The 23,872-nt window shown below is 31.4% G+C and carries 40 protein-coding genes; 2 read left to right on the top strand and 38 right to left on the bottom strand.

Annotated features, from left to right (window positions below):
• The first annotated feature begins 15 nt into the window (after window positions 1-15).
• Both pduL and LJD34_RS08200 read left to right on the top strand, forming a co-directional pair.
• Window positions 16-588: a phosphate propanoyltransferase gene (gene pduL, locus LJD34_RS08195; RefSeq protein ID WP_032089461.1), complete on the top strand. Its 573-nt coding sequence runs from the start codon at window positions 16-18 to the stop codon at window positions 586-588.
• 101 nt (window positions 589-689) lie between these two features.
• A complete protein-coding gene (locus tag LJD34_RS08200; RefSeq protein ID WP_032089460.1) occupies window positions 690-1,325 on the top strand; it encodes a DUF4230 domain-containing protein in 636 nt (211 codons plus the stop codon).
• 22 nt (window positions 1,326-1,347) lie between these two features.
• On the opposite strand, the gene LJD34_RS08205 is transcribed toward LJD34_RS08200, so the two are convergent.
• The 38 genes from LJD34_RS08205 to rpsJ all read right to left on the bottom strand — a co-directional run bounded on the left by LJD34_RS08205 (window position 1,348) and on the right by rpsJ (window position 23,686).
• Window positions 1,348-1,623 carry an HU family DNA-binding protein gene (locus tag LJD34_RS08205; RefSeq protein WP_022001382.1) on the bottom strand — a complete coding sequence of 92 codons (276 nt, stop codon included), beginning with the start codon at window positions 1,621-1,623 and terminating at the stop codon, window positions 1,348-1,350.
• A gap of 95 nt (window positions 1,624-1,718) precedes the next feature.
• Window positions 1,719-2,729: a threonine aldolase family protein gene (locus LJD34_RS08210; RefSeq protein ID WP_032089459.1), complete on the bottom strand. Its 1,011-nt coding sequence runs from the start codon at window positions 2,727-2,729 to the stop codon at window positions 1,719-1,721.
• 35 nt (window positions 2,730-2,764) lie between these two features.
• Entirely contained in the window at window positions 2,765-4,213 is a 1,449-nt protein-coding gene (locus tag LJD34_RS08215; protein WP_227359606.1) for a glycoside hydrolase family 1 protein, read from the bottom strand.
• Window positions 4,214-4,224: 11 nt separating this feature from the next.
• Complete coding sequence (locus LJD34_RS08220; protein WP_175301659.1) at window positions 4,225-5,130, bottom strand: alpha/beta hydrolase; 906 nt, start codon at window positions 5,128-5,130, stop codon at window positions 4,225-4,227.
• Window positions 5,117-6,322: a hypothetical protein gene (locus LJD34_RS08225; protein ID WP_227359607.1), complete on the bottom strand. Its 1,206-nt coding sequence runs from the start codon at window positions 6,320-6,322 to the stop codon at window positions 5,117-5,119. The genes LJD34_RS08220 and LJD34_RS08225 overlap by 14 nt, the downstream gene beginning before the upstream one ends.
• Before the next feature lie 169 nt (window positions 6,323-6,491).
• Window positions 6,492-7,226 carry a tRNA pseudouridine(38-40) synthase TruA gene (gene truA, locus LJD34_RS08230; protein ID WP_147580644.1) on the bottom strand — a complete coding sequence of 245 codons (735 nt, stop codon included), beginning with the start codon at window positions 7,224-7,226 and terminating at the stop codon, window positions 6,492-6,494.
• Window positions 7,226-8,023: an energy-coupling factor transporter transmembrane component T family protein gene (locus LJD34_RS08235; protein WP_175301661.1), complete on the bottom strand. Its 798-nt coding sequence runs from the start codon at window positions 8,021-8,023 to the stop codon at window positions 7,226-7,228. Before LJD34_RS08235 ends, truA begins: the two co-directional genes overlap by 1 nt.
• Entirely contained in the window at window positions 8,016-8,867 is an 852-nt protein-coding gene (locus tag LJD34_RS08240; protein ID WP_227359608.1) for an energy-coupling factor transporter ATPase, read from the bottom strand. The genes LJD34_RS08235 and LJD34_RS08240 overlap by 8 nt, the downstream gene beginning before the upstream one ends.
• Entirely contained in the window at window positions 8,843-9,673 is an 831-nt protein-coding gene (locus LJD34_RS08245; protein ID WP_147580641.1) for an energy-coupling factor transporter ATPase, read from the bottom strand. The genes LJD34_RS08240 and LJD34_RS08245 overlap by 25 nt, the downstream gene beginning before the upstream one ends.
• Before the next feature lie 93 nt (window positions 9,674-9,766).
• Window positions 9,767-10,132, bottom strand: a complete 366-nt coding sequence (rplQ, locus tag LJD34_RS08250) for a 50S ribosomal protein L17 (RefSeq protein WP_022001373.1) — start codon at window positions 10,130-10,132, stop codon at window positions 9,767-9,769.
• A gap of 31 nt (window positions 10,133-10,163) precedes the next feature.
• A complete protein-coding gene (locus LJD34_RS08255) occupies window positions 10,164-11,108 on the bottom strand; it encodes a DNA-directed RNA polymerase subunit alpha (protein ID WP_032089450.1) in 945 nt (314 codons plus the stop codon).
• Window positions 11,109-11,159: 51 nt separating this feature from the next.
• Window positions 11,160-11,552, bottom strand: a complete 393-nt coding sequence (rpsK, locus tag LJD34_RS08260) for a 30S ribosomal protein S11 (RefSeq protein ID WP_022001371.1) — start codon at window positions 11,550-11,552, stop codon at window positions 11,160-11,162.
• Between the two features lie 17 nt (window positions 11,553-11,569).
• The gene (gene rpsM, locus LJD34_RS08265) at window positions 11,570-11,935 is read right to left on the bottom strand and encodes a 30S ribosomal protein S13 (protein WP_022001370.1); all 366 of its coding nucleotides are present in this window, start codon (window positions 11,933-11,935) and stop codon (window positions 11,570-11,572) included.
• A gap of 18 nt (window positions 11,936-11,953) precedes the next feature.
• Window positions 11,954-12,067: a 50S ribosomal protein L36 gene (gene rpmJ, locus LJD34_RS08270; protein WP_022001369.1), complete on the bottom strand. Its 114-nt coding sequence runs from the start codon at window positions 12,065-12,067 to the stop codon at window positions 11,954-11,956.
• A 27-nt stretch (window positions 12,068-12,094) separates the two neighbouring features.
• On the bottom strand, window positions 12,095-12,316 hold the full coding sequence (infA, locus tag LJD34_RS08275; RefSeq protein ID WP_022001368.1) for a translation initiation factor IF-1: 222 nt from the start codon (window positions 12,314-12,316) through the stop codon (window positions 12,095-12,097).
• Between the two features lie 19 nt (window positions 12,317-12,335).
• Window positions 12,336-13,082: a type I methionyl aminopeptidase gene (gene map / locus LJD34_RS08280; RefSeq protein ID WP_032089449.1), complete on the bottom strand. Its 747-nt coding sequence runs from the start codon at window positions 13,080-13,082 to the stop codon at window positions 12,336-12,338.
• Between the two features lie 126 nt (window positions 13,083-13,208).
• Complete coding sequence (gene secY / locus LJD34_RS08285) at window positions 13,209-14,501, bottom strand: preprotein translocase subunit SecY (RefSeq protein WP_032089448.1); 1,293 nt, start codon at window positions 14,499-14,501, stop codon at window positions 13,209-13,211.
• Window position 14,502: 1 nt separating this feature from the next.
• Window positions 14,503-14,943: a 50S ribosomal protein L15 gene (gene rplO, locus LJD34_RS08290; protein ID WP_227359609.1), complete on the bottom strand. Its 441-nt coding sequence runs from the start codon at window positions 14,941-14,943 to the stop codon at window positions 14,503-14,505.
• A 14-nt stretch (window positions 14,944-14,957) separates the two neighbouring features.
• Window positions 14,958-15,137, bottom strand: coding sequence for a 50S ribosomal protein L30 (gene rpmD / locus LJD34_RS08295; RefSeq protein ID WP_022001364.1), 180 nt, complete (start codon window positions 15,135-15,137; stop codon window positions 14,958-14,960).
• 12 nt (window positions 15,138-15,149) lie between these two features.
• Entirely contained in the window at window positions 15,150-15,710 is a 561-nt protein-coding gene (gene rpsE, locus LJD34_RS08300; RefSeq protein WP_022001363.1) for a 30S ribosomal protein S5, read from the bottom strand.
• A 12-nt stretch (window positions 15,711-15,722) separates the two neighbouring features.
• Window positions 15,723-16,079, bottom strand: coding sequence for a 50S ribosomal protein L18 (gene rplR, locus LJD34_RS08305; RefSeq protein WP_022001362.1), 357 nt, complete (start codon window positions 16,077-16,079; stop codon window positions 15,723-15,725).
• Between the two features lie 27 nt (window positions 16,080-16,106).
• Window positions 16,107-16,652, bottom strand: coding sequence for a 50S ribosomal protein L6 (gene rplF / locus LJD34_RS08310; protein WP_032089446.1), 546 nt, complete (start codon window positions 16,650-16,652; stop codon window positions 16,107-16,109).
• Between the two features lie 28 nt (window positions 16,653-16,680).
• Window positions 16,681-17,076 (bottom strand): 30S ribosomal protein S8, encoded by a 396-nt coding sequence (gene rpsH, locus LJD34_RS08315; RefSeq protein ID WP_022001360.1) that lies wholly within the window; start codon window positions 17,074-17,076, stop codon window positions 16,681-16,683.
• A gap of 36 nt (window positions 17,077-17,112) precedes the next feature.
• On the bottom strand, window positions 17,113-17,298 hold the full coding sequence (locus LJD34_RS08320; protein ID WP_003536834.1) for a type Z 30S ribosomal protein S14: 186 nt from the start codon (window positions 17,296-17,298) through the stop codon (window positions 17,113-17,115).
• 14 nt (window positions 17,299-17,312) lie between these two features.
• The gene (gene rplE / locus LJD34_RS08325; RefSeq protein WP_022001359.1) at window positions 17,313-17,852 is read right to left on the bottom strand and encodes a 50S ribosomal protein L5; all 540 of its coding nucleotides are present in this window, start codon (window positions 17,850-17,852) and stop codon (window positions 17,313-17,315) included.
• 17 nt (window positions 17,853-17,869) lie between these two features.
• Window positions 17,870-18,208 (bottom strand): 50S ribosomal protein L24, encoded by a 339-nt coding sequence (rplX, locus tag LJD34_RS08330; protein WP_032089445.1) that lies wholly within the window; start codon window positions 18,206-18,208, stop codon window positions 17,870-17,872.
• A gap of 13 nt (window positions 18,209-18,221) precedes the next feature.
• On the bottom strand, window positions 18,222-18,590 hold the full coding sequence (gene rplN, locus LJD34_RS08335; RefSeq protein ID WP_032089444.1) for a 50S ribosomal protein L14: 369 nt from the start codon (window positions 18,588-18,590) through the stop codon (window positions 18,222-18,224).
• A gap of 25 nt (window positions 18,591-18,615) precedes the next feature.
• A complete protein-coding gene (gene rpsQ / locus LJD34_RS08340; RefSeq protein WP_022001356.1) occupies window positions 18,616-18,876 on the bottom strand; it encodes a 30S ribosomal protein S17 in 261 nt (86 codons plus the stop codon).
• Window positions 18,877-18,888: 12 nt separating this feature from the next.
• Window positions 18,889-19,083: a 50S ribosomal protein L29 gene (gene rpmC, locus LJD34_RS08345; RefSeq protein WP_022001355.1), complete on the bottom strand. Its 195-nt coding sequence runs from the start codon at window positions 19,081-19,083 to the stop codon at window positions 18,889-18,891.
• Window positions 19,084-19,085: 2 nt separating this feature from the next.
• Complete coding sequence (gene rplP, locus LJD34_RS08350; protein WP_022001354.1) at window positions 19,086-19,496, bottom strand: 50S ribosomal protein L16; 411 nt, start codon at window positions 19,494-19,496, stop codon at window positions 19,086-19,088.
• 2 nt (window positions 19,497-19,498) lie between these two features.
• Window positions 19,499-20,152 (bottom strand): 30S ribosomal protein S3, encoded by a 654-nt coding sequence (gene rpsC / locus LJD34_RS08355; protein WP_022001353.1) that lies wholly within the window; start codon window positions 20,150-20,152, stop codon window positions 19,499-19,501.
• A gap of 11 nt (window positions 20,153-20,163) precedes the next feature.
• Window positions 20,164-20,496, bottom strand: a complete 333-nt coding sequence (gene rplV / locus LJD34_RS08360; protein WP_022001352.1) for a 50S ribosomal protein L22 — start codon at window positions 20,494-20,496, stop codon at window positions 20,164-20,166.
• A gap of 15 nt (window positions 20,497-20,511) precedes the next feature.
• A complete protein-coding gene (rpsS, locus tag LJD34_RS08365) occupies window positions 20,512-20,790 on the bottom strand; it encodes a 30S ribosomal protein S19 (RefSeq protein ID WP_022001351.1) in 279 nt (92 codons plus the stop codon).
• Window positions 20,791-20,807: 17 nt separating this feature from the next.
• Window positions 20,808-21,641, bottom strand: coding sequence for a 50S ribosomal protein L2 (rplB, locus tag LJD34_RS08370; RefSeq protein WP_022001350.1), 834 nt, complete (start codon window positions 21,639-21,641; stop codon window positions 20,808-20,810).
• Window positions 21,642-21,697: 56 nt separating this feature from the next.
• Entirely contained in the window at window positions 21,698-21,988 is a 291-nt protein-coding gene (gene rplW / locus LJD34_RS08375) for a 50S ribosomal protein L23 (RefSeq protein WP_022001349.1), read from the bottom strand.
• Complete coding sequence (gene rplD / locus LJD34_RS08380) at window positions 21,988-22,611, bottom strand: 50S ribosomal protein L4 (protein ID WP_227359610.1); 624 nt, start codon at window positions 22,609-22,611, stop codon at window positions 21,988-21,990. Before rplD ends, rplW begins: the two co-directional genes overlap by 1 nt.
• 22 nt (window positions 22,612-22,633) lie before the next feature.
• Window positions 22,634-23,356, bottom strand: a complete 723-nt coding sequence (gene rplC / locus LJD34_RS08385) for a 50S ribosomal protein L3 (RefSeq protein ID WP_022001347.1) — start codon at window positions 23,354-23,356, stop codon at window positions 22,634-22,636.
• 21 nt (window positions 23,357-23,377) lie between these two features.
• Window positions 23,378-23,686: a 30S ribosomal protein S10 gene (rpsJ, locus tag LJD34_RS08390; protein ID WP_022001346.1), complete on the bottom strand. Its 309-nt coding sequence runs from the start codon at window positions 23,684-23,686 to the stop codon at window positions 23,378-23,380.
• Window positions 23,687-23,872 lie beyond the last annotated feature (186 nt).

Below are 23,872 nucleotides of genomic sequence, written 5' to 3' on the forward strand. Positions count from 1 at the left end.
AAAGAGGAGAAAAATATGGAAGGTATGTTTATTGTCGAAACTTCTGCTAGACATATTCACTTAAGTGATAAAGATTTAGCAACTTTATTTGGTGAAGGTCATCAATTAACAAATAAAAAAGATTTATCTCAACCTGGTCAATTCGCTTGTGTTGAAAGAGTAAAAGTAATTGGACCTAAAGGAGAATTAAATATGTCTGTTTTAGGACCTACAAGAAAAGAAACTCAAGTAGAAATTTCTTTAACTGACGCTAGAAGCATTGGTGTTCAAGCATTAATTAGAGAATCAGGAGATATCGAAGGAACTGCTGGATGTAAATTAGTTGGTCCTGCAGGAGAAGTTGAAATTCCTTGTGGCGTGATTGCTGCAAAAAGACATATTCACTTAACACCTGAAGATGCTGAAAAATTTGGAGTAAAAGATAAAGAAATCGTTAAAGTTGAAATTAATACAGATGGACGTTCTTTGATCTTTGGTGATGTTGTTTGTCGTGTAAGCGCTTCATATGCAACAGCTATGCATATTGATACTGATGAAAGTAATGCAGCAGCTTGTGGTAGAGAAGTTTACGGTAAAATCATTAAATAAGAAAAAGAATGGTTTTAGATATAATTTCTAAAATCATTCTTTTTTTATACCTATAATATCTTACTTCGACAAATTATGATATAATCTTCGTGGGTGATGACATGAAAATATTAGATACTCTTGGAAAGTCAAAAAAGGCTATTGGTGGTGTTATAGCAATTATCGTTTTAGTTATTGCAATCTTTTTTGCAGGTGTTCATTATGCAAGTGGTAGTAACAATGATAAAATTACTTCAACAACCATTAAAAATCAATTAACTGAAATTAATGAGCTTGCACTTTATTCATATGATTATAGTAAGGTAGGAAAATTTTCTAATAAATTATCTTTTAATGGTTGGAAAATTCCTTTAACACAAAAAACTTTTATTATTACATATAATGGATCTATTAAAGCAGGGATTGATTTAAAACAGGCTAAAATAAGTATTGATAATGATCAATTAAATATTACTTTACCTGCAGCAAAAATTTTAAGTCATGAAATTGATGAAAAATCTATTGAAGTATATGATGAATCATCAAATATTTTTAATCAGATAAGTATTAACGATTATAAATCTTTTGCAACTAAAGAAAAGAAAAAAAATGAAAAAGAAGCTATTTCTAATGGTATTTTAGAAAAGTCTAAAACAAAAGCTGAACAAACCTTAACCACATATCTACAGGCTATTCCAGAAATTAAAGATCATTATAAATTAAATATTACAATTGAAGATGCAAAAACCGATGAGTAACAAACTCATCGGTTTTCTATTATTATTTATTAACAGCTTTTTTTAATGCAGAACTTGCTTTAAATGCAGGTGCTTTACTTGCAGCAATTGTCATTGTTTCACCAGTTCTTGGGTTTCTACCTGTTCTTTCACTACGAGTACGAACTTCAAAATTACCAAAACCTTTTAAAGAAACTTTATCTCCTTTAGCTAAAGCATCAGTAACAACTTCAACTAAAGCAGTTACTACTTTATCTACATCAGTTTTTGTTAATTCAGTGCTTGAAGCAATAGCTTCTACTAATTCAGTTTTATTCATTTTTATTATCTCCATTTCTCGAAATTTAGGATAATAAATCCTAGTCATATTCTACTACGTTATCTATTTATTTACAATAAAATAGTATGTATCAATTATAATTCTTCTATAAATTGTTCACATATTTCTTTGGACGTTGCCCATGATGTAACTAGACGTATACATGTATGTTGGTCATCTATTTTAAACATATACGTTGTTATATAGTTTTTATTTATTTTTTCCAACGTTTGTTGATCAACGATTGGAAATATTTGATTAGAAGGACTTTCAATATACATCTTATAGCCTTTATCTTTGAATCCTTTTCTTAATATATCAGCACATTCATTTTCATGTTTTCCTATTTCTAGATATAAATCATTTTCAAATAAAGCATTAAATTGAACTCCTAATAATCTTCCTTTAGCAAGCATGGCACCTTTTTGTTTAATATGATATCTAAAATCGGTTTTTAATTCATCATTAATAATAACTAAACATTCACCAAATAAGGCTCCCATTTTTGTACCACCAATATAGAAAACATCACTATAAAGCGCCATCTCTTGTAAAGTTGGTGCATCTTTCAAGACAAGTGCACTTCCAAGTCTTGCTCCATCTATAAATAAATATAAATTATTTTGTTGACAGCATTCATAAATGCCTTTTAATTCTTCTAAAGTATAGTACGTACCATATTCTGTTGTTTGTGAAATATATACCATTTTAGGTTGCACCATATGTTCATCAGGATGTTCACGCATGATTTCATCAATCATTTCAGGAATCATCTTTCCATCTTGATGTGGCTTTGTTAAAATCTTATGCCCGGTAAATTCAACAGCTCCTGTTTCATGAACATTGATATGTCCACTATCAACAGCAATAACAGCTTGATAATCTTTTAATGCTGAAGAAATCATAATCATATTTGTCTGTGTACCACCTACTAAAAAATGAATATCTACATTTTCATTTTCTAATATAGCTTTTATTTTATCTTTAGCTTTTTGACAATATTGATCTTCCCCATATCCTACTGTTTGAATAAAATTTGTCTTATTTAAAGCTTCCATCACTTGTGGATGAGCTCCTTCTAAATAATCACTTGCAAAGTTATACACCTTAACCTCCTAAAGAAAATAGGAAACATTGTTTCCTATAATTCTTCTCCATTTGTTTCAATTACTTTTTTATACCAATAATATGAATCTTTTTTGTATCTATTTAAAGTACCTGAATTTTCATCTTCTTCACGATCAATATAAACAAAACCATAACGTTTTTGATATCCGTTTAGCCAGCTTAATAAATCAGTATAAGACCATGTACAATAAGCAAGAACACGACAACCATCATCACATGCTTTTTTAAGTTCTTCGATATGACGTTTTAAATAATCAATACGATATGGATCATGAATTTGTCCGTCTTCTAATTTATCAAATGCACCTAAACCATTTTCGGAAATAACGATTGGTAAATCATAACGCGAAGTAATTTCACGACAACACATTCTAATTCCCATTGGATCAATTGTCCAATCCCAATCTGTTGTTGGTAAAAACTCATTTTGTGGTTTTTTATAAAGACCAGGTACACCTTGAACTTTAGCGGTACCTTTTTTACCAGTGTTATTCATTGTATGATCACTACCAACACCATTAATATCATTATATTCAACAACACATGTTTGATAATAGTTCACACCCATGAAATCAATAAGTGAAGCTGCTTTTTTCATTAATGCTTCATCACCTTCTTCGAAGAGAGGAGCACATCCTAATGATTTTAAATATTGAATAGCAGCACGTGGATAACGTCCATAAGCATAAGCATCCATCCAATAATAATTTTGTAAATCATCATAATCCGCTTTAGCCATTGCATTTTCAGGTTTACGATCATAAGCATAACTTGGACTATAAGCAAATGAAGCCCCTACTTTTGCTTCTGGATGAAGTTCTTTTAAAGCTATAACACTTTTAGCATGTGCAATATTGGCATGATGATTGACTTGATAGAATGTTTTCATATCATCTACTTTTCCTGGTGGATGCATTCCTTCTAACCATCCATGTCCTGTAAAGATATTTTGTTCATTCATTGTAATCCAATATTTTACACGATCTCCATATCTTTTAAATAATGTTGTGGCATAATTTACATAATCATCAACAATTTTTCTGCTTTCCCAACCATGATATTGGTCTTCTAAAGCTTGTGGCATATCCCAGTGATAAACTGTAACCATAGGTTCAATTCCATATTTTAATAATTCATTGATAAGATTGTCATAAAATTCTAAACCTTTTTCATTGACTTCACCATTTCCATTTGGATAAATACGTGTCCAAGCAATTGAAAAACGATATGTTTGCAATCCCATTTCTGCCATCAACTTGACATCTTCTTTGTAACGATGATAATGATCAACGGCCTTATCACCTGTTGTTGCTTTAAAAGTCTTTCCTGGAATTCTTACAAATTTGTCCCAGTTGGAAACACCTTTACCATCTGCATCCCAGCCACCTTCTACTTGATAAGCAGCAGATGCACTTCCCCAAAGAAAATCTTTAGGAAATCCTTTTGTTTCTTTAAAATACATTCTTTTTCTCCTTATTTCATATATTTTTTGATAAACTGACTTAATGTTTGTTTAAAGTCATCGTTTTCAACAAGTTCATATAAGTATTTTTCATCTTTTAAGACAAACAATACTTTTTCTCCTCTATTTTTATTATATAGCGGATAAACCATCTTTAATGGTACAAAATCGTCATCTTTTGCATGAAAATACAATGTAGGTATATCATTGTGTCTAACATATTTTGTTGTATTTTCTTTTAAATCAATATGCACAGCTTTTTTAATATGGTGTGCAATAATTGAAATTGCTGGATATTTTGAAATCTTATAATCTGCTTCTAAACGATATCCAATAATATCATATGGTGACGTATAAGCCCCATCTGAAATAATAGCTTCAACATTTTTTAAAACATGTCTACCTGAAGCATTTAAAATTGTATTTGCTCCTTGTTCTTTACCATACATTAATATTTTATGATCTTTCCCATAAGTTTCTAATAGGTACTTATTCCAACATACTAAATCATTGACATCCTTGATTCCAAATCCTCTAATATAACCATCACTTTGTCCATGTGCACAAGCATCTATTAATAAGATTTGTGCTTCTGGCAAATGGTCTTCAAAATATGGAACATATAATTGCATATCTTTTGCCTGTAAACCAAATGGATGTGAAATTAAAACTGTCATTTGAGGGTTTTCTTTAGGAATCAAAATTCCTCTTAATTGAATATCTTGATCATTTTTTATATAAATATTTTGACTATTGAATTTTGTTTCTAAAATACTTGGTCTATCTTCTTGTTTATGATGTCTGTATAATAATTTTTTTGCATATTTTTTGGATAATGTGTAAACAGATGCTGCTGCAGTAGAAACACCTCCTAAAACTAATAATCCTTTAATTGCTGTTTTATTATTCTTTACCATTTGAATATTCCTCCTTATATTCTTCCATTAATAATCTATTAATATTAGCTACCTGTTCAAATGAAGTAAGACGATATTCATCATGATTCATCCTTGCTGCATAGAAACGAATTGCTTTTTCTAATTCCAAACGCATAATTTCTTTATATTCTGGTGGAAATGTTGAAATTGGAAAACATACAAATAAGAATGTATTATAATCTTTTGAAAATAAATCGATAAGTAAATCATATCCTTCTATTTCTAAAATTCTATTTCCTATTTCTTTTTGTAAATCATGATTAGCAAAAGTCAACACATCATTCATTACAAAACGTAGAATATCTTCACATGCATCGATATATTGTTCATGATTATTTTTATAAAGTGATTTGAGATATGAAATAACAATATTATTTTTTAACTGATCTGGATTTAATCTTTCAAAATGATTAAATAATCTTTCAGCAACTTCCTTATTCAATAAAATAAGGTTTCCAAATTCTTTTATAATTGAAAGTGTAAATCTTGGCATTTGACATAAGCGCTCAAAGATTTCTAATAATTCATCTTTAGTTGATTTAAAAAATCCATCTATATGATTTGTCATTTTCTTTATGGTCTCTTTAAAATATTCTAAATGAAATTGATATTCAGTATCTAAATATTTTGCATTTACTCCATCCCATTCATATTCATATAAAATTTTATCTAATAAAAGAGCTATTGAATCCATAAATTTTTTATAATTTTTATTATATAATAATCTATCTAAATATGGATTAAAAAATGTATAAAATTCATCAACAGTTTCTTGGTTTGTACCAGAATGATATTCTAAGTAATCTAGAATATTTCGATAATCTAAAGGTTCTAGTATTGTATCAACTGTATGTGTTTCAATAAAATGCTCAAAAACATGACAATGTAAAATTGTTTTAAATTGATTAAAATAAAGAATCTTATTTAAAGCATCTTTTATAATGTATTCTTGTTCTTGTTCATGAAGATTAACAGAAAATGTTGGTACGATTTCATCTCCAGAATAATCTATAGTAACAAATACATCGATTGCTTTAAATTGAATATCTAAAATATAATAATGAAATTTATGTTCAAATTTTTTTGTTTGTACTGCACTATGACACCTGTATCTTCCTATATATGTGCTTTTATGGGTTTCTAAATATTTTTCAATACATTTTCTTGCCATCATTTTTTCTCCTTTATATTCTTATTTTACCATTTTTGATTATTGATGAAAACAAAAAAAGGAAATCAATCAATGAGTTTCCTTTAATTATCTTCTTTATAAAAGTTTCTAATTATATCGGATTATAAGAACTATAATCTATTTCCTGGGAAATATAGCAAATATTGTTTTATTTATAAAAAACTTCATGTAAATATAGTCCTTGTGGTTTAGCTTTAAATAAACACTTTTTTTGTCCCTTACTTTCTAGTAACTCTTCTAAAAATTCTTTAGTAATTCTGTGTGCCCCTACTTGAATCAAGCCACCAACTAAATGTCTTACCATATATCTTCTAAATCCATTACCTACAAGCTTAAAAGTAACAATACCTTGATTATTTTCAATTTCAATTTGATAAAGTGTTCTAATTGTATTGCCATATTGATCAACAGCACAAAAGGATGCAAAATCGTGTTCACCAATAAAAATTTTTGCAGCATTCCTCATTGCTTCTATATCTAATTCTTTTCCATATTGATAAATATAATTTGTTTCGAATGGAGAATAATCATTCATACTTAACATATAATGATATTCTTTCTTAATAGCAGAATAACGACTATGAAAATTTTCATCAACTAAGAAACTATCAATAATATAAATATCATTAGGTAAAAAGTGATTAATAGCCCTTTTCCATTGTTTTTCAGGCATTTCCCTTAAAGTATCAAAGTGAAAGACTTGTCTTCTACCATGAACTTTAGCGTCTGTTCGACCACTTGCATGAATAACAATATTTTCATCTTTACAAATATTTTTTATAGCTTTTTGAATTTCACCTTGAACTGTTCTAAATTGATTTTGAACTTGAAATCCGTGAAATTTACTACCATCATAACTTACAATACATTTTATTCTATTCATTACATAAAACTCATTATAATCACACCACAACATACACCTAATGTTATTAACATTGATAACGTATCTAAATGCGTCCATGTTAAAACTTTGTATTTTGTACGTGTTGCTTCTGGATTATAATTTCTACTTTCCATAGCGTTAGCAAGTTCTTCTGCCCTTTGAAAAGCAGAAATAAATAAAGGAATAATTAATGAAATAATTGATTTTATTTTTTCCATGAAAGATCCCTCATTAAAATCCGCACCTCTACTAGCCTGTGCTTTCATAATTCTTTTCGCTTCATCTAATAAATCAGGTATAAATCTTAATGCAATTGAAATCATCATAGCAAGTTCATGCACTGGAAAATGAAATCTTTTTAATGGATTTAATAAACTTTCAATAGCTAGTGTTAATTCTAAAGGCTTCGTTGTAGAAGTCATTAATGTTGTTAAAGTAATAATCAATACAAGCCTTATAAAAATATAAGCAGTTTGTATTAAAGCACCTGAGTAGATACTAATACTTCCTATTTTTATTATAACATCACCTGTTTTCATTAAAAATATATTAAAAATCATCAAAAACAACATCATAAAGACCATCGGTTTTATTGCTTTTAAAATATGAGAAAGTTTAATTTTAGAAACTAACGAACATAATAAAACATAAATTGCTAAGATACCGTATCCTATAAATCCCGCATCAAAAAAAACAGAAATTAAAAATATGAAAACAGCACATATTTTTAATCGTGGATCTAAACGATGAATTATTGAATTCCCCGGTATATATTTACCAAAAGTCATATTATCCATGAAGTTCACCACCAATCGCTTCAACTAAATCATCAATATCATTGATAGATGTATCTAGATGATAGCCTTTTAGATTTAACTGAATAATAAGATTTGTGATTAAAGGTAAATCTATTCCTAAATTTAATAAATAATCACTATCTAGAAAAATATCTTTTACTTTCCCAGCTTTTTCAACTTGTCCGTCATTCATTACAACAACATTGTCACAATATTCTAAAACATGGTTCATATCATGAGTTACTAAAACTACTGTTTTACCCATTTCATGAATTTTTTTAAATAAATTCATCATTTCTTTAATTCCTGATGGATCTAATCCAGCTGTTGGTTCATCTAAAACAAGAATATCTGGATCCATAGCAAGTATTCCAGCAATCGCTACCCTACGTTTTTGACCACCTGACAAATCAAATGGGGACTTTTCTAAATAAGTTTCATCTAAACCTACCATTTCAAGAGATTTTTTAGCTATTTCTTTAGCACTATTTTCGTCAATTCCAAAATTCATTGGACCAAACATTATATCTCTTTCGATTGTTTCTTCAAACAATTGATATTCTGGAAATTGAAAAACAAGACCTGATTTTTTTCTAAGATTTTTTAAATTTTGAGGCTTATTATTTTGTGAAATAATATAATCATCTATTTTTATTTCTCCACTTGTTGGTAATAATAAAGCATTTATATGTTGGATAAGTGTCGATTTCCCACTACCTGTTTGTCCAATGATAGCTGTAAATGAACCCTTTTCTATTTTTAAATTCACATTTTTAAGTGCATAGTATTCAAAAGGCGTATTATATCCATATATATGATCTAAACTTTTGCATGTAATTGACATAGTTGTTTCTCCAATTCTTCTACATCTAATGTATCTTTAATTTGATAACCTTTTTTTTGTAATTTTCTAGCAATTTTTAATGAAAAAGGAATATCTAATTTTAATTCTTTTAATAATTTTTCATTTGTTAATATTTTTTGAGGTTTGTCACAATCTACAATCTCTCCTTTATTTAAAAGAATAACTCGGTCAGCATTTTTTGCTTCTTCAATATCATGCGTTATTGAAATGATTGTCATATTATTTTGTTTCTTTAACTCTTTTACTAATTCATTTATTTCTTTTCTACCTCGTGGATCCAACATACTTGTTGCTTCATCTAAAATAATGATAGATGGACTCATCGCTAAAATACCTGCAATCGCAACTCTTTGTTTTTGACCACCGGACAATTTAGTTGGTTCATGATCCAAAAAATTCTCCATTCTAACTACTTTAGAATACCTATTAATAAGTTCATCCATTTGTTCTCTTGGTACACAAATATTTTCTAGTCCAAAAGCTATATCATCTCTAACAGTAGCACCAATAAATTGATTATCTGGATTTTGAAAAACAATTCCTACTTTTTCTCTTATTTTATATAAATTTTCTAAATTTAATTGATAATCATCGATATAAATTTCACCAGATTTTTTTTCTAATAATCCTATAAGTAATTTAGCAATTGTACTTTTACCACTACCATTATGTCCTAAAATAGCTACATATTCACCTTTATGGATTTGAAAAGAAATATTGTTTATTGTTTGTAATCCAGGTTCGTATTCAAAACATAAATTTTCTACCTTAATTATTTCTTCCATTGTCTTCTCCTCATGAACGTGTTTAGTTCATTCTATAATTTATAAGGAAACAAGTCAAATAAAAAAGGACTGAATTTCTTCAGTCCAACATCATTATTTAGTTAATGATAAGATTGCCATTGGTGCATTATCACCTTTACGGTTATATGTTTTTAAGATAGTAGTATATCCACCATTAACATCTTTGAATTTAGGTGCAACGTCATCAAATAAGATTTGAACAGCTGTTTTTCCAGTTGCTTCATCAACAACTTTGTGCATATCTGCAGCAGCTTGTCTTCTTGCATGTAAGTCTCCACGTTTACCTAAAGTAATTAATTCATCAACAACACTACGAACTTCTTTAGCTCTTGTTACAGTTGTTTCAACTTTTCCGTATACAATAACTTCAGTAGCTAAACTACGTAACATAGATTTTCTAATATCTGAAGTGCGTCCTAATTTTCTATTTTTAGCCATGAGATTAACGCTCCTTTTCGAGTATTCTGAATTAATCGATAGGTTTAAATCCTAAACCTAATTCAATTAATTTTTCTTTAACTTCTTTTAATGATTTTTTACCTAAGTTTCTTACTTTAATCATGTCATCTTCTGATTTAGAAGCAAGATCTTGAACTGTTTGAATACCAGCTCTCTTTAAACAGTTATATGAACGAACAGATAAATCTAATTCTTCGATAGTCATATCTAATACTTTATTTGTAGTATCATTTTGAGTTTCAGACATAACTTCCATATTCATAGCCATATCAGTTAATTCAACAAACATATTTAAATGTTCAACTAAAATTTTTGCTGCTAATGAAATAGCTTCAAATGGTTTTAGCGAACCATTAGTTTCAACTTCTAATACTAATTGATCATACTTAGCACTTTCTCCAACACGAGTTGGTTCTACAGAGTAAGCAACTTTTTCAATTGGTGAAAAGATTGAATCTGTTGGAATAACACCAAGAGTGTTAATATTTACTTTATTTTGATCAGCAGATACATATCCACGATCTTTTTTAGCAAATAATTCCATATATAAGTGACCACCTTCTGCAACATGTGCAATTACCATGTCATTTGAAATCATTTTGACTTCAGCTGGACATTGAATATCAGCACCAGTTACAGTAGCAGGACCTTTTACATCAATAATCATTGTAGCAGTATCTTCACTGTCTACATCAAAAACTAATTTCTTAATATTTAAAATCATTGCTGTGACATCTTCAACGACACCATCAATTGCGGAAAATTCATGGATTGCTCCTTGAACTTTGATTGCATAAACAGCAGAACCAGGTAAAGAAGAAAGTAATACTCTTCTTAAGGCATTACCTAAAGTAATACCAAATCCTCTTTCTAATGGTTCAATGACGAACTTACCATAATTTTCAGTTTCGTCATAATGATCTATATTAAAGTTTGCTTTTTCGAATTTATGCATATGTTCCCTCCTCTATAGGAATGTTTTGTATTCTAATTTACTACAATAATACTATCCACGAGGACGTTTTGGTGGACGACAACCGTTATGTGGAATTGGTGTTACATCATTAATTGAAGTAACTTCTAATCCAGCAGCTTGTAAAGCTCTAACTGCTGCTTCACGTCCTGGTCCTGGACCTTTTACATTTACATCTACAGTTTTTACTCCATGTTCCATAGAAGCTTTAGCTGCAGCTTCTGATGCCATTTGTGCAGCAAATGGTGTTGATTTTCTTGATCCTTTGAAACCTAATGCTCCAGCACTTGACCAAGTTAATACATTACCATGTTCATCAGTAATTGTTACAATAGTATTATTGAAAGTAGAATGAACGTGTGCAACACCTTTTGCAATATTTTTTCTTACACGTTTTTTACCACGTGTTTGTTTTACTCTAGCCATTTCCTTTCAACCTCCTATTATTTTTTCTTTCCTGCGATTGGTCTAGCTTTACCCTTACGAGTTCTAGCATTAGTTTTAGTTTTTTGACCACGAACAGGAAGTCCTTTACGGTGACGCATACCTCTGTAGCTTCCGATTTCCATTAAACGTTTGATGTTTAATTGAACTTCTCTACGTAAGTCACCTTCAACTTTAATTTTTTCAACTTCTTTTCTGATTTTTGTAACTTCTTCTTCAGTTAAATCTTTAACTCTTACATCTTCACTGATACCAGTAGCTTTTAAGATTTCTTTAGCTGTAGATTTACCGATACCATATACATAAGTTAATGAGATAACAACACGTTTATCACGTGGGATATCTACACCTGCAATACGAGCCATTTTGTTTCCTCCTAAATACTAACCTTGTCTTTGTTTATGTTTTGGGTTTTCGCAAATAATCATTACGCGCCCTTTTCTTTTAATTACTCTGCATTTATCACACATTGGTTTTACAGATGGTCTTACCTTCATCCTGTCTACCTCCTTTTGGAAGATTTTTTATTTATGTCTAAATGTAATTCGCCCACGTGTTAAATCATATGGAGATATTTCAACGGTAACTCTATCCCCCGGTAAAATGCGAATGTAGTGCATACGGATTTTACCAGAAACGTGAGCAAGAATTTCCACTCCATTTTCTAAAGCCACTTTAAACATTGCATTTGGTAATGTTTCTAAAACAGTAGCTTCTACTTCAATAACGTCATCTTTTTTTGCCATCGTTCTTCAACTCCTTTTATTAAAGTTTTGTAAGAATTCTATAACCGTCATCAGTAATGACGATTGTATGTTCATAATGAGCAGCTAACGAATGATCCTTTGTAATAACAGTCCACCCATCATCAAGAGTAACTGTTTCTTTTGCTCCTAAATGTGCCATTGGTTCAATAGCCAAACACATACCTTTTTTTAATCTAGGACCTCTCCCAGGAGCTCCGTAATTAGGAACAGCGGGATCTTCGTGAACGTTTGTTCCAATCCCATGACCAGTATAATCACGAGGAGTAGTACATCCGTTTTTAGTAAGATATTCTTCAATTGCATGTGAAATATCAGAAAGTCTAACTCCTGGTCTTACTTGTTCTAATCCAGCAAATAAAGCACCTTCACAAACATTCATAAGTCTTTTTGTTTCATTGCTTACATTTCCTACTGCATAAGTCCAAGCACTGTCACCATGATATCCTTTGTAACATGCTCCAACATCAACTGAAATAATATCTCCATCTTTTAGCTTTCTATTACTAGGTATTCCATGTACTACAACTTCATTAATTGAAGTACATACACTATTTGGAAAACCATAAAGATGTAGAAAGGAAGGTGTTGCACCATGTTCCCTAATTATTTTATCACAAATTTGATCAATTTCGTTAGTAGTTATTCCCGGTACAATAACTTCTTTCAATTTTTCATGAACTAAAGCAACAATTCTACCTGCTTCAGTCATTAATTCAATTTCTCTATCATCTTTAGTAATTATCATTAATAAACCTCCAGGCTTTCATCGATATCATAAAGACGTTAAACATAACTTCTTAACTTTGATAACTGCTTCTTCAAAATTAATTTATTTCTTTAGATATTTATGAATCCATAAAAGAAATCATTATTATTTACGAATATAACCATGATATTCTTTTCTAGTAATATATGTTTTGATTTGTTTTACTGTTTCAAGTGCAACTCCTGTAACGATAATCAAACCAGTACCACCAAGTGATAGGTTTGCATTTTCAGTTTGTGTCCAAATAATTGGAGTAATAATTGGAATTGCAGCAATAATACATAAAGTAAGCGAACCAGCAACAGTTACTTGATTAAGAACTCTTTTAATGAAGTTCTTAGTTTCAATACCAGTTCTTACACCAGGTATTGATCCACCATTTTTCTTCAAATCATCACTAATTTTTTCAGCATCAATTTGTAAGTTTGAATAAAAGAAAGTAAATCCTATAATCATTAAAATATATAAACAGAAACCAACAGGTTCTTGATAATTAAATATAGTATTTATCATCTTAGTTGTACTAGATGCTTTCATGAAACTTACTATTGTTCTTGGTGCTGCTAGTACTGAAGAAGCAAAGATTACTGGTAAAACACCTGAACTATTAATTTTAATAGGCATATGTGTTTGTTCCCTAGTTCTCATTGTTACACTTGTACTAGATGCATAATTGACTGGGATTTTTCTTATTGCGCCTTCAGTAAATACTACAAAGACTACAATTGAAAGATAAACCACAACAAATAATACATACCAAGCAATATCTAACCACATTCCACTATCATAAGTGACGAGGTTATCATAAGTTGTTAAGAATGCATTTGGTAAGTTTGAAACAATTCCTGTAAAGATTAGTAATGAAACACCATTACCAATTCCTTTTTGAGTAATTTGATCACCTAACCAAATAGCTAACATACTTCCAGCCATCATAATGAGCACTACATAAATATATGACCAGATTGAAGTATCAACTAATATATTATAACTTGTATCAAAGGCATAAGTTAAAACTCCACCTTGTAACGCAGCTAATAATAAAGTTAATACACGAGTAACACGGTCTTTTTTCTTCTTACCTGTGTTACCTTCTTTACGCCAGCGTGTTAACGCTGGAATAACATCCATCGATAATAATTCAATTATAATAGATGATGTAATGTATGGTGAAACACCTAAAGCGAAAAGAGAAAATCTTTCCAAGGTACCTCCACCAAGTAAATTCATGATTCCGAAAATTCCATTTGTAGCATCACTACTACTTAATGAACCTACATTAACACCTGGAATTGTAATTCCTGCACCTAAACGGTACACGAATAAAATTCCAAGTGTGAAAATGACTTTTCGACGAAGCTCACCCTTTTTGAATACATTCTTCAAAAAAGTTAACATCTTAAATCACCTCAGTTTTTCCACCTGCAGCTTCAATTGCGGCAACAGCTGATTTAGAGAATTTAGCAGCTTGAACAGTTAATTTCTTTTCAATAGCTCCATTTCCTAATATTTTAACACCATCTAATTCTTTTTTGATGATTCCTGCTTCTTTTAACGCAGCAGCGTTAACTGTTGCACCATCTTCAAATTTATTTAAAGTTTCAAGATTTACGATAGCATATTCTTTACGAGTAAAGTTTGTAAATCCTCTTTTAGGTAAACGCATGAATAATGGAGTTTGTCCACCTTCGAATCCTGGTTTTTTACCTCCACCAGATCTAGCTCCTTGACCTTTTTGACCTCTACCTGCTGTTTTACCATTTCCTGAACTTGTACCACGTCCAACACGTTTTCTTGCTTTACGAGCACCTTCAGTATATTGTAATTCGTGAAGTTTCATTGTTACACCTCCTATTATTTTTCTTCAACTGTTACTAGGTGTCCAACTACTCTAATCATACCTTGAGTAGTAGGGTTATTTTCTAATTCAACAGTTTTATTAATTTTAGTTAAACCTAAAGCTTTAAGAGTCTTTCTTTGATTTGGTAAGCAACCAATTGGACTCTTTTTAAGTGTAATACTTACTTTTGCCATTTTGTTTGCCTCCTATCCAAAAATTTCATCAACAGTTTTTTCTCTTAATTCAGCAACTTCATTAACTGTTTTTAATGAAGCTAATCCTTGCATTGTTGCTCTTACCATGTTGATTGGTGTTCTAGAACCAATACATTTAGATAAGATATCACGGTAACCAGCTAATTCAACAACAGCACGAACTGGTCCACCAGCGATGATTCCAGTACCTTGAGATGCTGGTTTAATAAATACATTTCCTGATCCGTAAACACCGTTTACTTCATGAGGAATAGTACCATGTACAGAAGGTACTTTGATAACATTACGTTTAGCATTTTCACATGCTTTTCTGATTGCATCAGGTACTTCGTTAGCTTTACCAGTACCAAATCCAACTCTACCTTTTCTATCTCCAATAACAACTAAAGCAGCAAAACGCATTCTACGTCCACCTTTTACTACTTTTGTTACACGGTTAATAGTAACAACACGTTCTTCAAATTCTTTTTCTTCTCTTCTTGGTGCTCTTCTTTGACCATTTCTTCTTGGTTTTCTTTCACCATTGTTAGTTCTTGGTTTACGTTGTTCCATATTGACCTCCTTCTAGAATTCTAATCCAGCTTCTCTAGCAGCTTCTGCTAATGCTTTTACACGACCATGATAAATATATCCACCACGATCAAATACTACATTTTTAATTTCTTTTGCAATTGCTCTTTCTGCAATTTCTTTACCTACTGCAGTTGCAGCAGCAATGTTTCCACCGTTTTCTAATTTCATTTCAACGCTTGATGCGCTAACTAATGTAACACCATTGACATCATCAATAATTTGAGCGTGAATATGAGCATTTGAACGGAAAACATTTAAACGTGGACATTCTGGAGTTCCACTAATTTTTCTACGAACTCTAGCATGACGTTTTAAACGTACATCATTACGAGATTGTAATTTAGCCATAAAGATAGCTCCTTTCTTACTCTTAGACTACTTCTTACCAGCAGTTTTTCCTTCTTTTCTGATGATTCTTTCATCACTATATTTGATACCTTTTCCTTTATAAGGTTCAGGTTTTTTCTTAGATCTAATTAATGCAGCCATTTGACCAACACGTTCTTTATCAATTCCAGAAACTACGATAGTATTTGGATTTGGAGTTTCAACTTTAACTCCTTCTTCAGCTTCGATTTCAACTTGATGTGAGAAACCGATATTTAATACTAATGTATTTCCTTTCATTTGACCACGGTATCCAATACCAACGATTTCTAATGTTTTAGAATATCCATTATGAACACCTTCGATCATGTTAGCAAGTAAAGCTCTTGTTGTACCATGTAATTGTTTTACATGTTTTTCTTCACTACTTCTTACTACAGTAATTTCATTACCTTCTTGTTTGAATGAAATTGCTGGAGAAAATTGTTTCACTAAAGTCCCTTTTGATCCAGTAACTGTTACTGTGTTATCATCAGCGATTTCAACAGTTACTCCTTCAGGTACAGTGATAATTTTATTACCGATACGAGACATCAGTTATACCTCCTGTATAATTTTTTTATTACCAGATATATGCTAATACTTCTCCACCAACTTGTTTAGCTCTAGCTTCTTTATCAGTCATTAAACCTTGTGAAGTTGATAGAATAACAATACCTAAACCATTTAATACTCTAGGAATTTCGTTTACTTTTGCATATACACGTAACCCTGGTTTAGAAATTCTTTTTAAATCAGTGATTACTTTATCTTTTCCTCTATATTTTAAAGTGATAATAATGTTTGATTCAGCACCTTCGCCTTCAACTTTATATCCTTTAATGAACCCTTCATTTTTTAAGATTTCAGCGATTCCAACTTTTAATGTTGAAGTAGGAATACTTACTTCTTCTTTTAACGTATTATTTGCGTTACGGATTCTTGTTAACATATCTGCAATTGGATCTGTCATTACCATTTGCGTGTCCTCCTTCCAATACGGATTATTTTATCATTACCAACTTGCTTTTTTTACACCAGGAATTTCACCTTTATAAGCTAATTCGCGGAAGCAAATTCTGCAAAGTTTGAACTTTCTAATTACTGAATGTGGTCTACCACAACGTTCACAACGTGTGTATTCACGTACTTTATATTTTTGAGGACGTTGTTGTTTCACTTTCATTGATGTTTTAGCCATTTATTAAGTCCTCCTTATTTATGGAAAGGCATTCCTAATTGAGCTAATAACTCATGACCTTCTTCATCAGTTTTAGCTGTTGTTACGAATACGATATCCATTCCTCTTAATTTGTTTACTTTATCAAAATCAATTTCAGGGAAGATTAATTGTTCTTTAACACCTAAAGTATAATTTCCTCTTCCATCGAATGAGTTATTTGATACACCTCTAAAGTCTCTTACACGAGGTAAAGATACATTTACTAATTTATCTAAAAATTCATACATTCTTTCACCACGTAAAGTGACTTTACAACCGATTGCTTGACCTTCTCTTAATTTGAAACCAGCAATTGATTTTTTAGCTCTAGTGACAACTGGTTTTTGACCAGTAATTAATGTTAATTCATTAACTGCATCATCTAATAATTTTGAATTAGATACTGCATCACCAACACCAATATTTAATACGATTTTTTCGATTTTTGGTGCTTGCATTTTAGAAGAATAATTGAATTTTTCCATTAACGATTTAACTACTTCGTTTTCATAACGTTCTTGTAAACGATTCATTTGCTATCTCCTTTCAATTATTTCTTTTTCTTAGAATCAACTTCTGCACCTGTTTTTTTGTTAACACGTACTTTAGTTTTCTTTCCATTTTCATCTACAGATACTTTATATCCTAATTTAACTGCAGATTTTGATTTTGAATCATAGAATGCAACATTAGAAACATGAATTGGAGCTTCTTTGTTAACGATTCCACCTTCAGGATCAGCTTGTGAAGGTTTAACATGTTTTGTTACCATGTTTACTCCTTCAACGATTACTCTTTCTTCTTTAGCAAGAACTTGTAACACTTCACCTGTCTTACCTTTATCTTTACCTGCGATAACTACAACAGTATCACCAACACGGATTTTCATGTGCCACGCCTCCTTATAATACTTCTGGAGCTAATGATACGATTTTCATGAAATCAGCATCTCTTAACTCTCTTGCAACTGGTCCAAAGATACGAGTCCCTCTTGGAGACTTGTCATCTCTGATAATAACACAAGCGTTATCATCAAATTTGATGTAAGATCCGTTTTCACGTCCTACAGCATATTTAGTTCTAACGATAACAGCTTTTACTACTTCACCTTTTTTAACAGTACCATTTGGAGCTGCTTGTTTAACTGTTGCTACAACAACATCTCCAATACTACTTGTTTTTCTATTTGACCCACCTAAGTTACGAATTACTAATACTTCTTTAGCACCAGTATTATCAGCAACTTTAAGTCTACTTTCGTTTTGAATCATTCCGGTTACCTCCTTTTAGAGTTTATTAAACTGTTTCTGCTTTTTTTACGATTTCTACTAAACGGAAACGTTTTGTAGCAGATAATGGTCTTGTTGACATGATTTTAACTGTATCTCCAACTTGAGCAGTGTTGTTTTCATCATGTGCATGAAATTTTGTAGATGATTTCATACGTTTACCATATAACTTATGTTTTACATGTGTTTCAACTAGCACTGTAATAGTTTTATCCATTTTAGTAGATACAACTGTACCAGTATAAACTTTACGATTATTTCTTTCCATTTGTATCTCCTCCTATTGGTTTAATTCTCTTTCTCTAATCACTGTTTTAATACGAGCGATTGTTTTACGAACTTGTCTAATACGTGCAGTGTTTTCTAATTGTCCTGTAGCTTGTTGGAATCTTAATCCAAAAAGCTCTTTTTTGTATTCTTCAACTTTAGCTAATAAAGCTTCAGTATCTAATTCTCTAATTTCTTGCGCTGTCATAACTATTCACCCTTTCCAATGATTTTACATTTAATAGGTAATTTATGAGATGCAAGTCTTAAAGCTTCTCTTAATGTAGCTTCATCTAAACCAGCAACTTCAAATAATACTCTACCAGTTTTAACTACTGCTACCCATTCTTCTGGAGAACCTTTACCTGATCCCATACGTACTTCTAATGGTTTTTTAGTTTTAGCTAAATGAGGGAAAATTCTAATCCATACTTTACCACCACGGTTCATATAACGGTTGATGGCAATACGTGCTGCTTCAATTTGACGAGAAGTAATCCAAGCACCTTCAGTTGCTACTAAACCAAATTCACCAAATGATACTTTGTCTCCACCTTTAGTTCTACCTTCGTAGCTAACACGGTGAGGTCTTCTGTATTTTGTTCTTTTAGGCATCAACATGATTATTTATCCCCTTTCTTTTTTTCAGGAAGGATTTCTCCCTTACAAATCCAAACTTTAACTCCTAATTTACCATAAGTTGTATCTGCTTCTGCAGTCGCATAATCGATATCAGCTCTTAAAGTATGAAGAGGGACATTCCCTTCAGAGTAACCTTCAGCACGAGCCATATCAGCTCCACCTAAACGTCCTGAAACATTAGTTTTAATTCCTTTAGCTCCAGCTCTCATTGCTCTTTGAATAGCACGTTTTTGAACAGTTCTAAAAGATGCACGATTTTCTAATTGTTCTGCAATATTGTTTGCTACTAATTGAGCAACAACATCTGGATTTTTAATTTCAACAATGTTAATGAAAACTTGTTTACTACTTACTAATTTAGATACTTCTTTTCTTAAAGCATCAACTGCTTCACCATCTTTACCGATAACTACACCAGGTCTAGATGTGTGAACAAAAATTGTTACACGATTTTTTGATCTTTCGATTTCAACTTTTGCTACTGAAGCTGTTTTAAGTTTTTTAAGAATATAATCACGAACTTTAATATCTTCATGTAATAAACCAGCGAAATCTTGATCATTTGCGTACCATCTTGAATCCCAATTACGGTTAACACCAACACGTAAACCTACTGGACTTACTTTTTGACCCATTCTAGTACCTCCTATCTTTCATCAACCACACAAGTAATGTGGCATGTTCTTTTTAAAATTCTTGTTCCGCTACCTTTAGCTCTTGCAGCGAATCTTTTTAAAATTGGACCTTCATCAACGAAGATTGCTTTAACATATAATTTTTCTGCATCTGCATCATTGTTGTATACTGCATTTTGAGCTGCAGATTTAACAACTTTTGAGATTGCAGGAGAAGCAGCTTTATTAGTATATTCTAAGATACCAAGTGCTTCTTTAACTGTTTTACCTCTTACTAAATCAACTACTAATCTTGCTTTTTGAGGTGATACACGAATTGTTTTAGCTACTGCTTTTGCTTCCATGTTCTATTCTCCTCTCTATTTCTTTCCTTTTTTATCGTCAGCATCATGACCATGGAAAGTTCTAGTTGGAGCGAATTCTCCTAATTTATGACCAACCATGTCTTCAGTAACGTAAACAGGAATATGTTCTTTTCCGTTATATACTGCAAATGTATGTTCGATAAATTGAGGGAAGATTGTTGAACGTCTTGACCAAGTTTTGATAACTTCTTTTTTACCTGATTCATTTAACGCTTCTACTTTTTTCATTAAATGAGCATCAACAAATGGTCCCTTTTTTAAACTACGTGCCATTTTTTCTTTCCTCCTTATTATTTACCATTGCGACGACGTACGATTAATTTAGTCGAAGCTTTTTTGTTCTTTCTAGTTTTAACACCCATAGCTTTTTTACCCCAAGGAGTCATTGGTGCTTTACGTCCGATAGAAGTTCTACCTTCCCCACCACCATGAGGGTGATCATTAGGGTTCATTACAGAACCACGAACTGTAGGTCTAACACCTTTCCATCTCATACGTCCTGCTTTACCATAGTTTACTAAACCATGATCTTCATTTCCTACTACACCAACTGTAGCTCTACATACTGATAATAATTTTCTAACTTCACCAGATGCAAGTCTTACAGTTACATATTTTCCTTCTTTACCTAAGATTTGAGCAGACACACCAGCAGATCTTGCGATTTGTCCACCTTTTCCAGGTTGCATTTCAATATTGTGAATTACAGTACCTTCAGGCATATTTCCCATTGGTAATGCGTTACCAACTTTGATATCTGCTTCTTCACCAGAAATGATTTCCATTCCTACTTCTAACCCTTTTGGAGCTAAAATATATCTTTTTTCACCATCTACATAGTTAATTAATGCGATGTTTGCTGATCTATTTGGATCATATTCAATAGTTGCAACTTTACCTGGGATATTATCTTTATTTCTTTTGAAATCGATAATACGGTATTTTTGTTTGTGTCCACCACCATGATGACGAGTTGTGATCACACCTTGGTTGTTACGTCCACCGTTTTTAGATTTTTTTGCAACTAAAGATTTTTCAGGTTTATTAGTTGTAATTTCTTCATAAGTTAATGAAGTCATATTACGACGACCGTTTGTCACTGGCTTATATGTTTTAATTGCCATCTTTAGTTTCCTCCTGTTTTTCTTATCTGGAACGAGTTATTCCAATATTTTATCAATTAATCTTCATCAAAATAATTGATTGAGTTTCCTTCAGCTAATTTAACGATAGCTTTTCTTCTTTTGTTAGTTTTACCTTCATATCTACCCATTCTTTTAGCTTTAGGTTTAACATTCATGATGTTAACTTTTTCAACTTTTACATTGAATAATTTTTCAACTGCGATTTTAACTTCTGTTTTGTTAGCGTCTAAATCTACATCGAATGTATATTTATTTTCTTCAGTTTGAAGAGCTAATGACTTTTCAGTAAGTACTGGTTTTTTTAATACATCTGTCATGTGTGCCATTATGCTAATACCTCCTCAACAGCTTTAATTGCAGCTTCAGTCATAATTAACTTATCGCTGTTTAAGATATCATAAACATTAATATGTTTAGCATCTAATAACTTAACTCCTGGAATATTGCTTGCTGATTTTTCAACATTTAATGTGATTTCATCAACAACGATTAATGTTTTTACTGGAGCATTTAAGTTTTCTAATACTTTAACCATTTGTTTAGTTTTTGGAGCTTCGAATGAAATTCCATCGATTGCTGTAAATTCATTATCTTGAACTTTTGAAGATAATGCTGATTTTAAAGCTAATCTTCTAACTTTACGGTTTAATTTGAATTTATAACTTCTTGGTGTAGGACCGAAGACAACTCCTCCACCTCTCCATTGTGGAGCACGTGTTGAACCTTGTCTAGCTCTACCTGTACCTTTTTGACGCCATGGTTTTCTTCCACCACCAGCAACTTCAGTACGGTTTTTAACTTTATGTGTACCTTGTCTTAAAGATGCTCTTTGTAATAAGACCATATCAAACATAGCTTGTTTATGTGGTTCAATACCGAAAACTGCTTCATTTAATTCTAAGTCTTTAACTTCTGCACCTTCTTGGTTAAATACTTTTACGTTAAGCATTCTCATTTCCTCCTTCTTCAAATTATTCTGCAGCAGCTGCTTCTACAGCTTCTTCTACTACAGTTTCTTCAACTTCTTCTGGAGTGTAATCTACTAATTCATGTACTGGATTTACTTGACCAGCTTTTTTGATAGCAGTTTTAACAACAACTAAACCTTTTTTAGGTCCTGGTACTGAACCTTTGATTAATAATAAGTTGTTTTCTGGATCTACTGCTACAACTTCTAAGTTTTGAATTGTACGAGTTACATGTCCCATTTGTCCTGGTAATTTTTTACCTGGAGCGATTCTGTTTGGAGCGATTGGTCCCATTGAACCAACAATTCTATGAGCTCCTGAACCATGTCCTTTAGGACCAATGTGTTGTCCATGTCTCTTAATAACACCTTGATAACCTTTACCTTTTGAAGTTCCTGTTACATCTACGACTTCACCAGCTACGAAGCTATCAACAGTAATTTTATCTCCAACTTCATAACTCATCATTTCGTCATAACGAAATTCTTTAATGAAGCGCTTAGGAGCTGTGTTAGCTTTGTTTGCAATTCCTTTTTCAGCTTTGTTTGCTAATTTTTCTCTTTTATCTTCGAAACCAACTTTTACAGCATCATAACCATCAGTTGCAACTGTTTTCTTTTGTAATACTACATTTTCAGTAGCTTCTACAACAGTAACTGGGATTAAAACACCATCAGTAGTGAAGACTTGAGTCATTCCAATCTTACGACCTAAGATTCCTTTCATGAGTTACACCTTTTACCTTTCTTATAATTTAATTTCAATATCTACACCGCTAGGTAATTCTAATCTAGTTAAAACATCAACTGTTTCTGGTGTAGGATTCACAATGTCGATTAAACGTTTGTGAGTTCTGATTTCAAATTGTTCACGTGAATCTTTATATTTGTGAACAGCTCTAAGGATTGTATATACTTCCTTTTCAGTAGGTAATGGTACTGGACCAACTACTTGAGCACCTGATTTTTTTGCAGAAGAAATAATTTTTTCTGCTGACGCATCTAGAATTTTATGATCAAATGATTTTAATCTAATTCTGATTTTATTATTTGCCATGATATTCTCTCCTTTCAAATTCTTATAGGATTTGATTCACTCGTTACGAATTACCTGAAACATGCCGTTTCATGACAACGCTTTTCGGTGTTTCAGCAACCTCGCACTTCTTCGTGACATCAACATGGGTATTATATGATAATTATGCCCATAATGCAATACTTTTTTTATTTTTTTATAAAAAAA

The organism is Faecalibacillus sp. MSK20_93, from assembly GCF_020589945.1.
GTDB lineage: Bacteria > Bacillota_I > Bacilli_A > Erysipelotrichales > Coprobacillaceae > Faecalibacillus > Faecalibacillus intestinalis.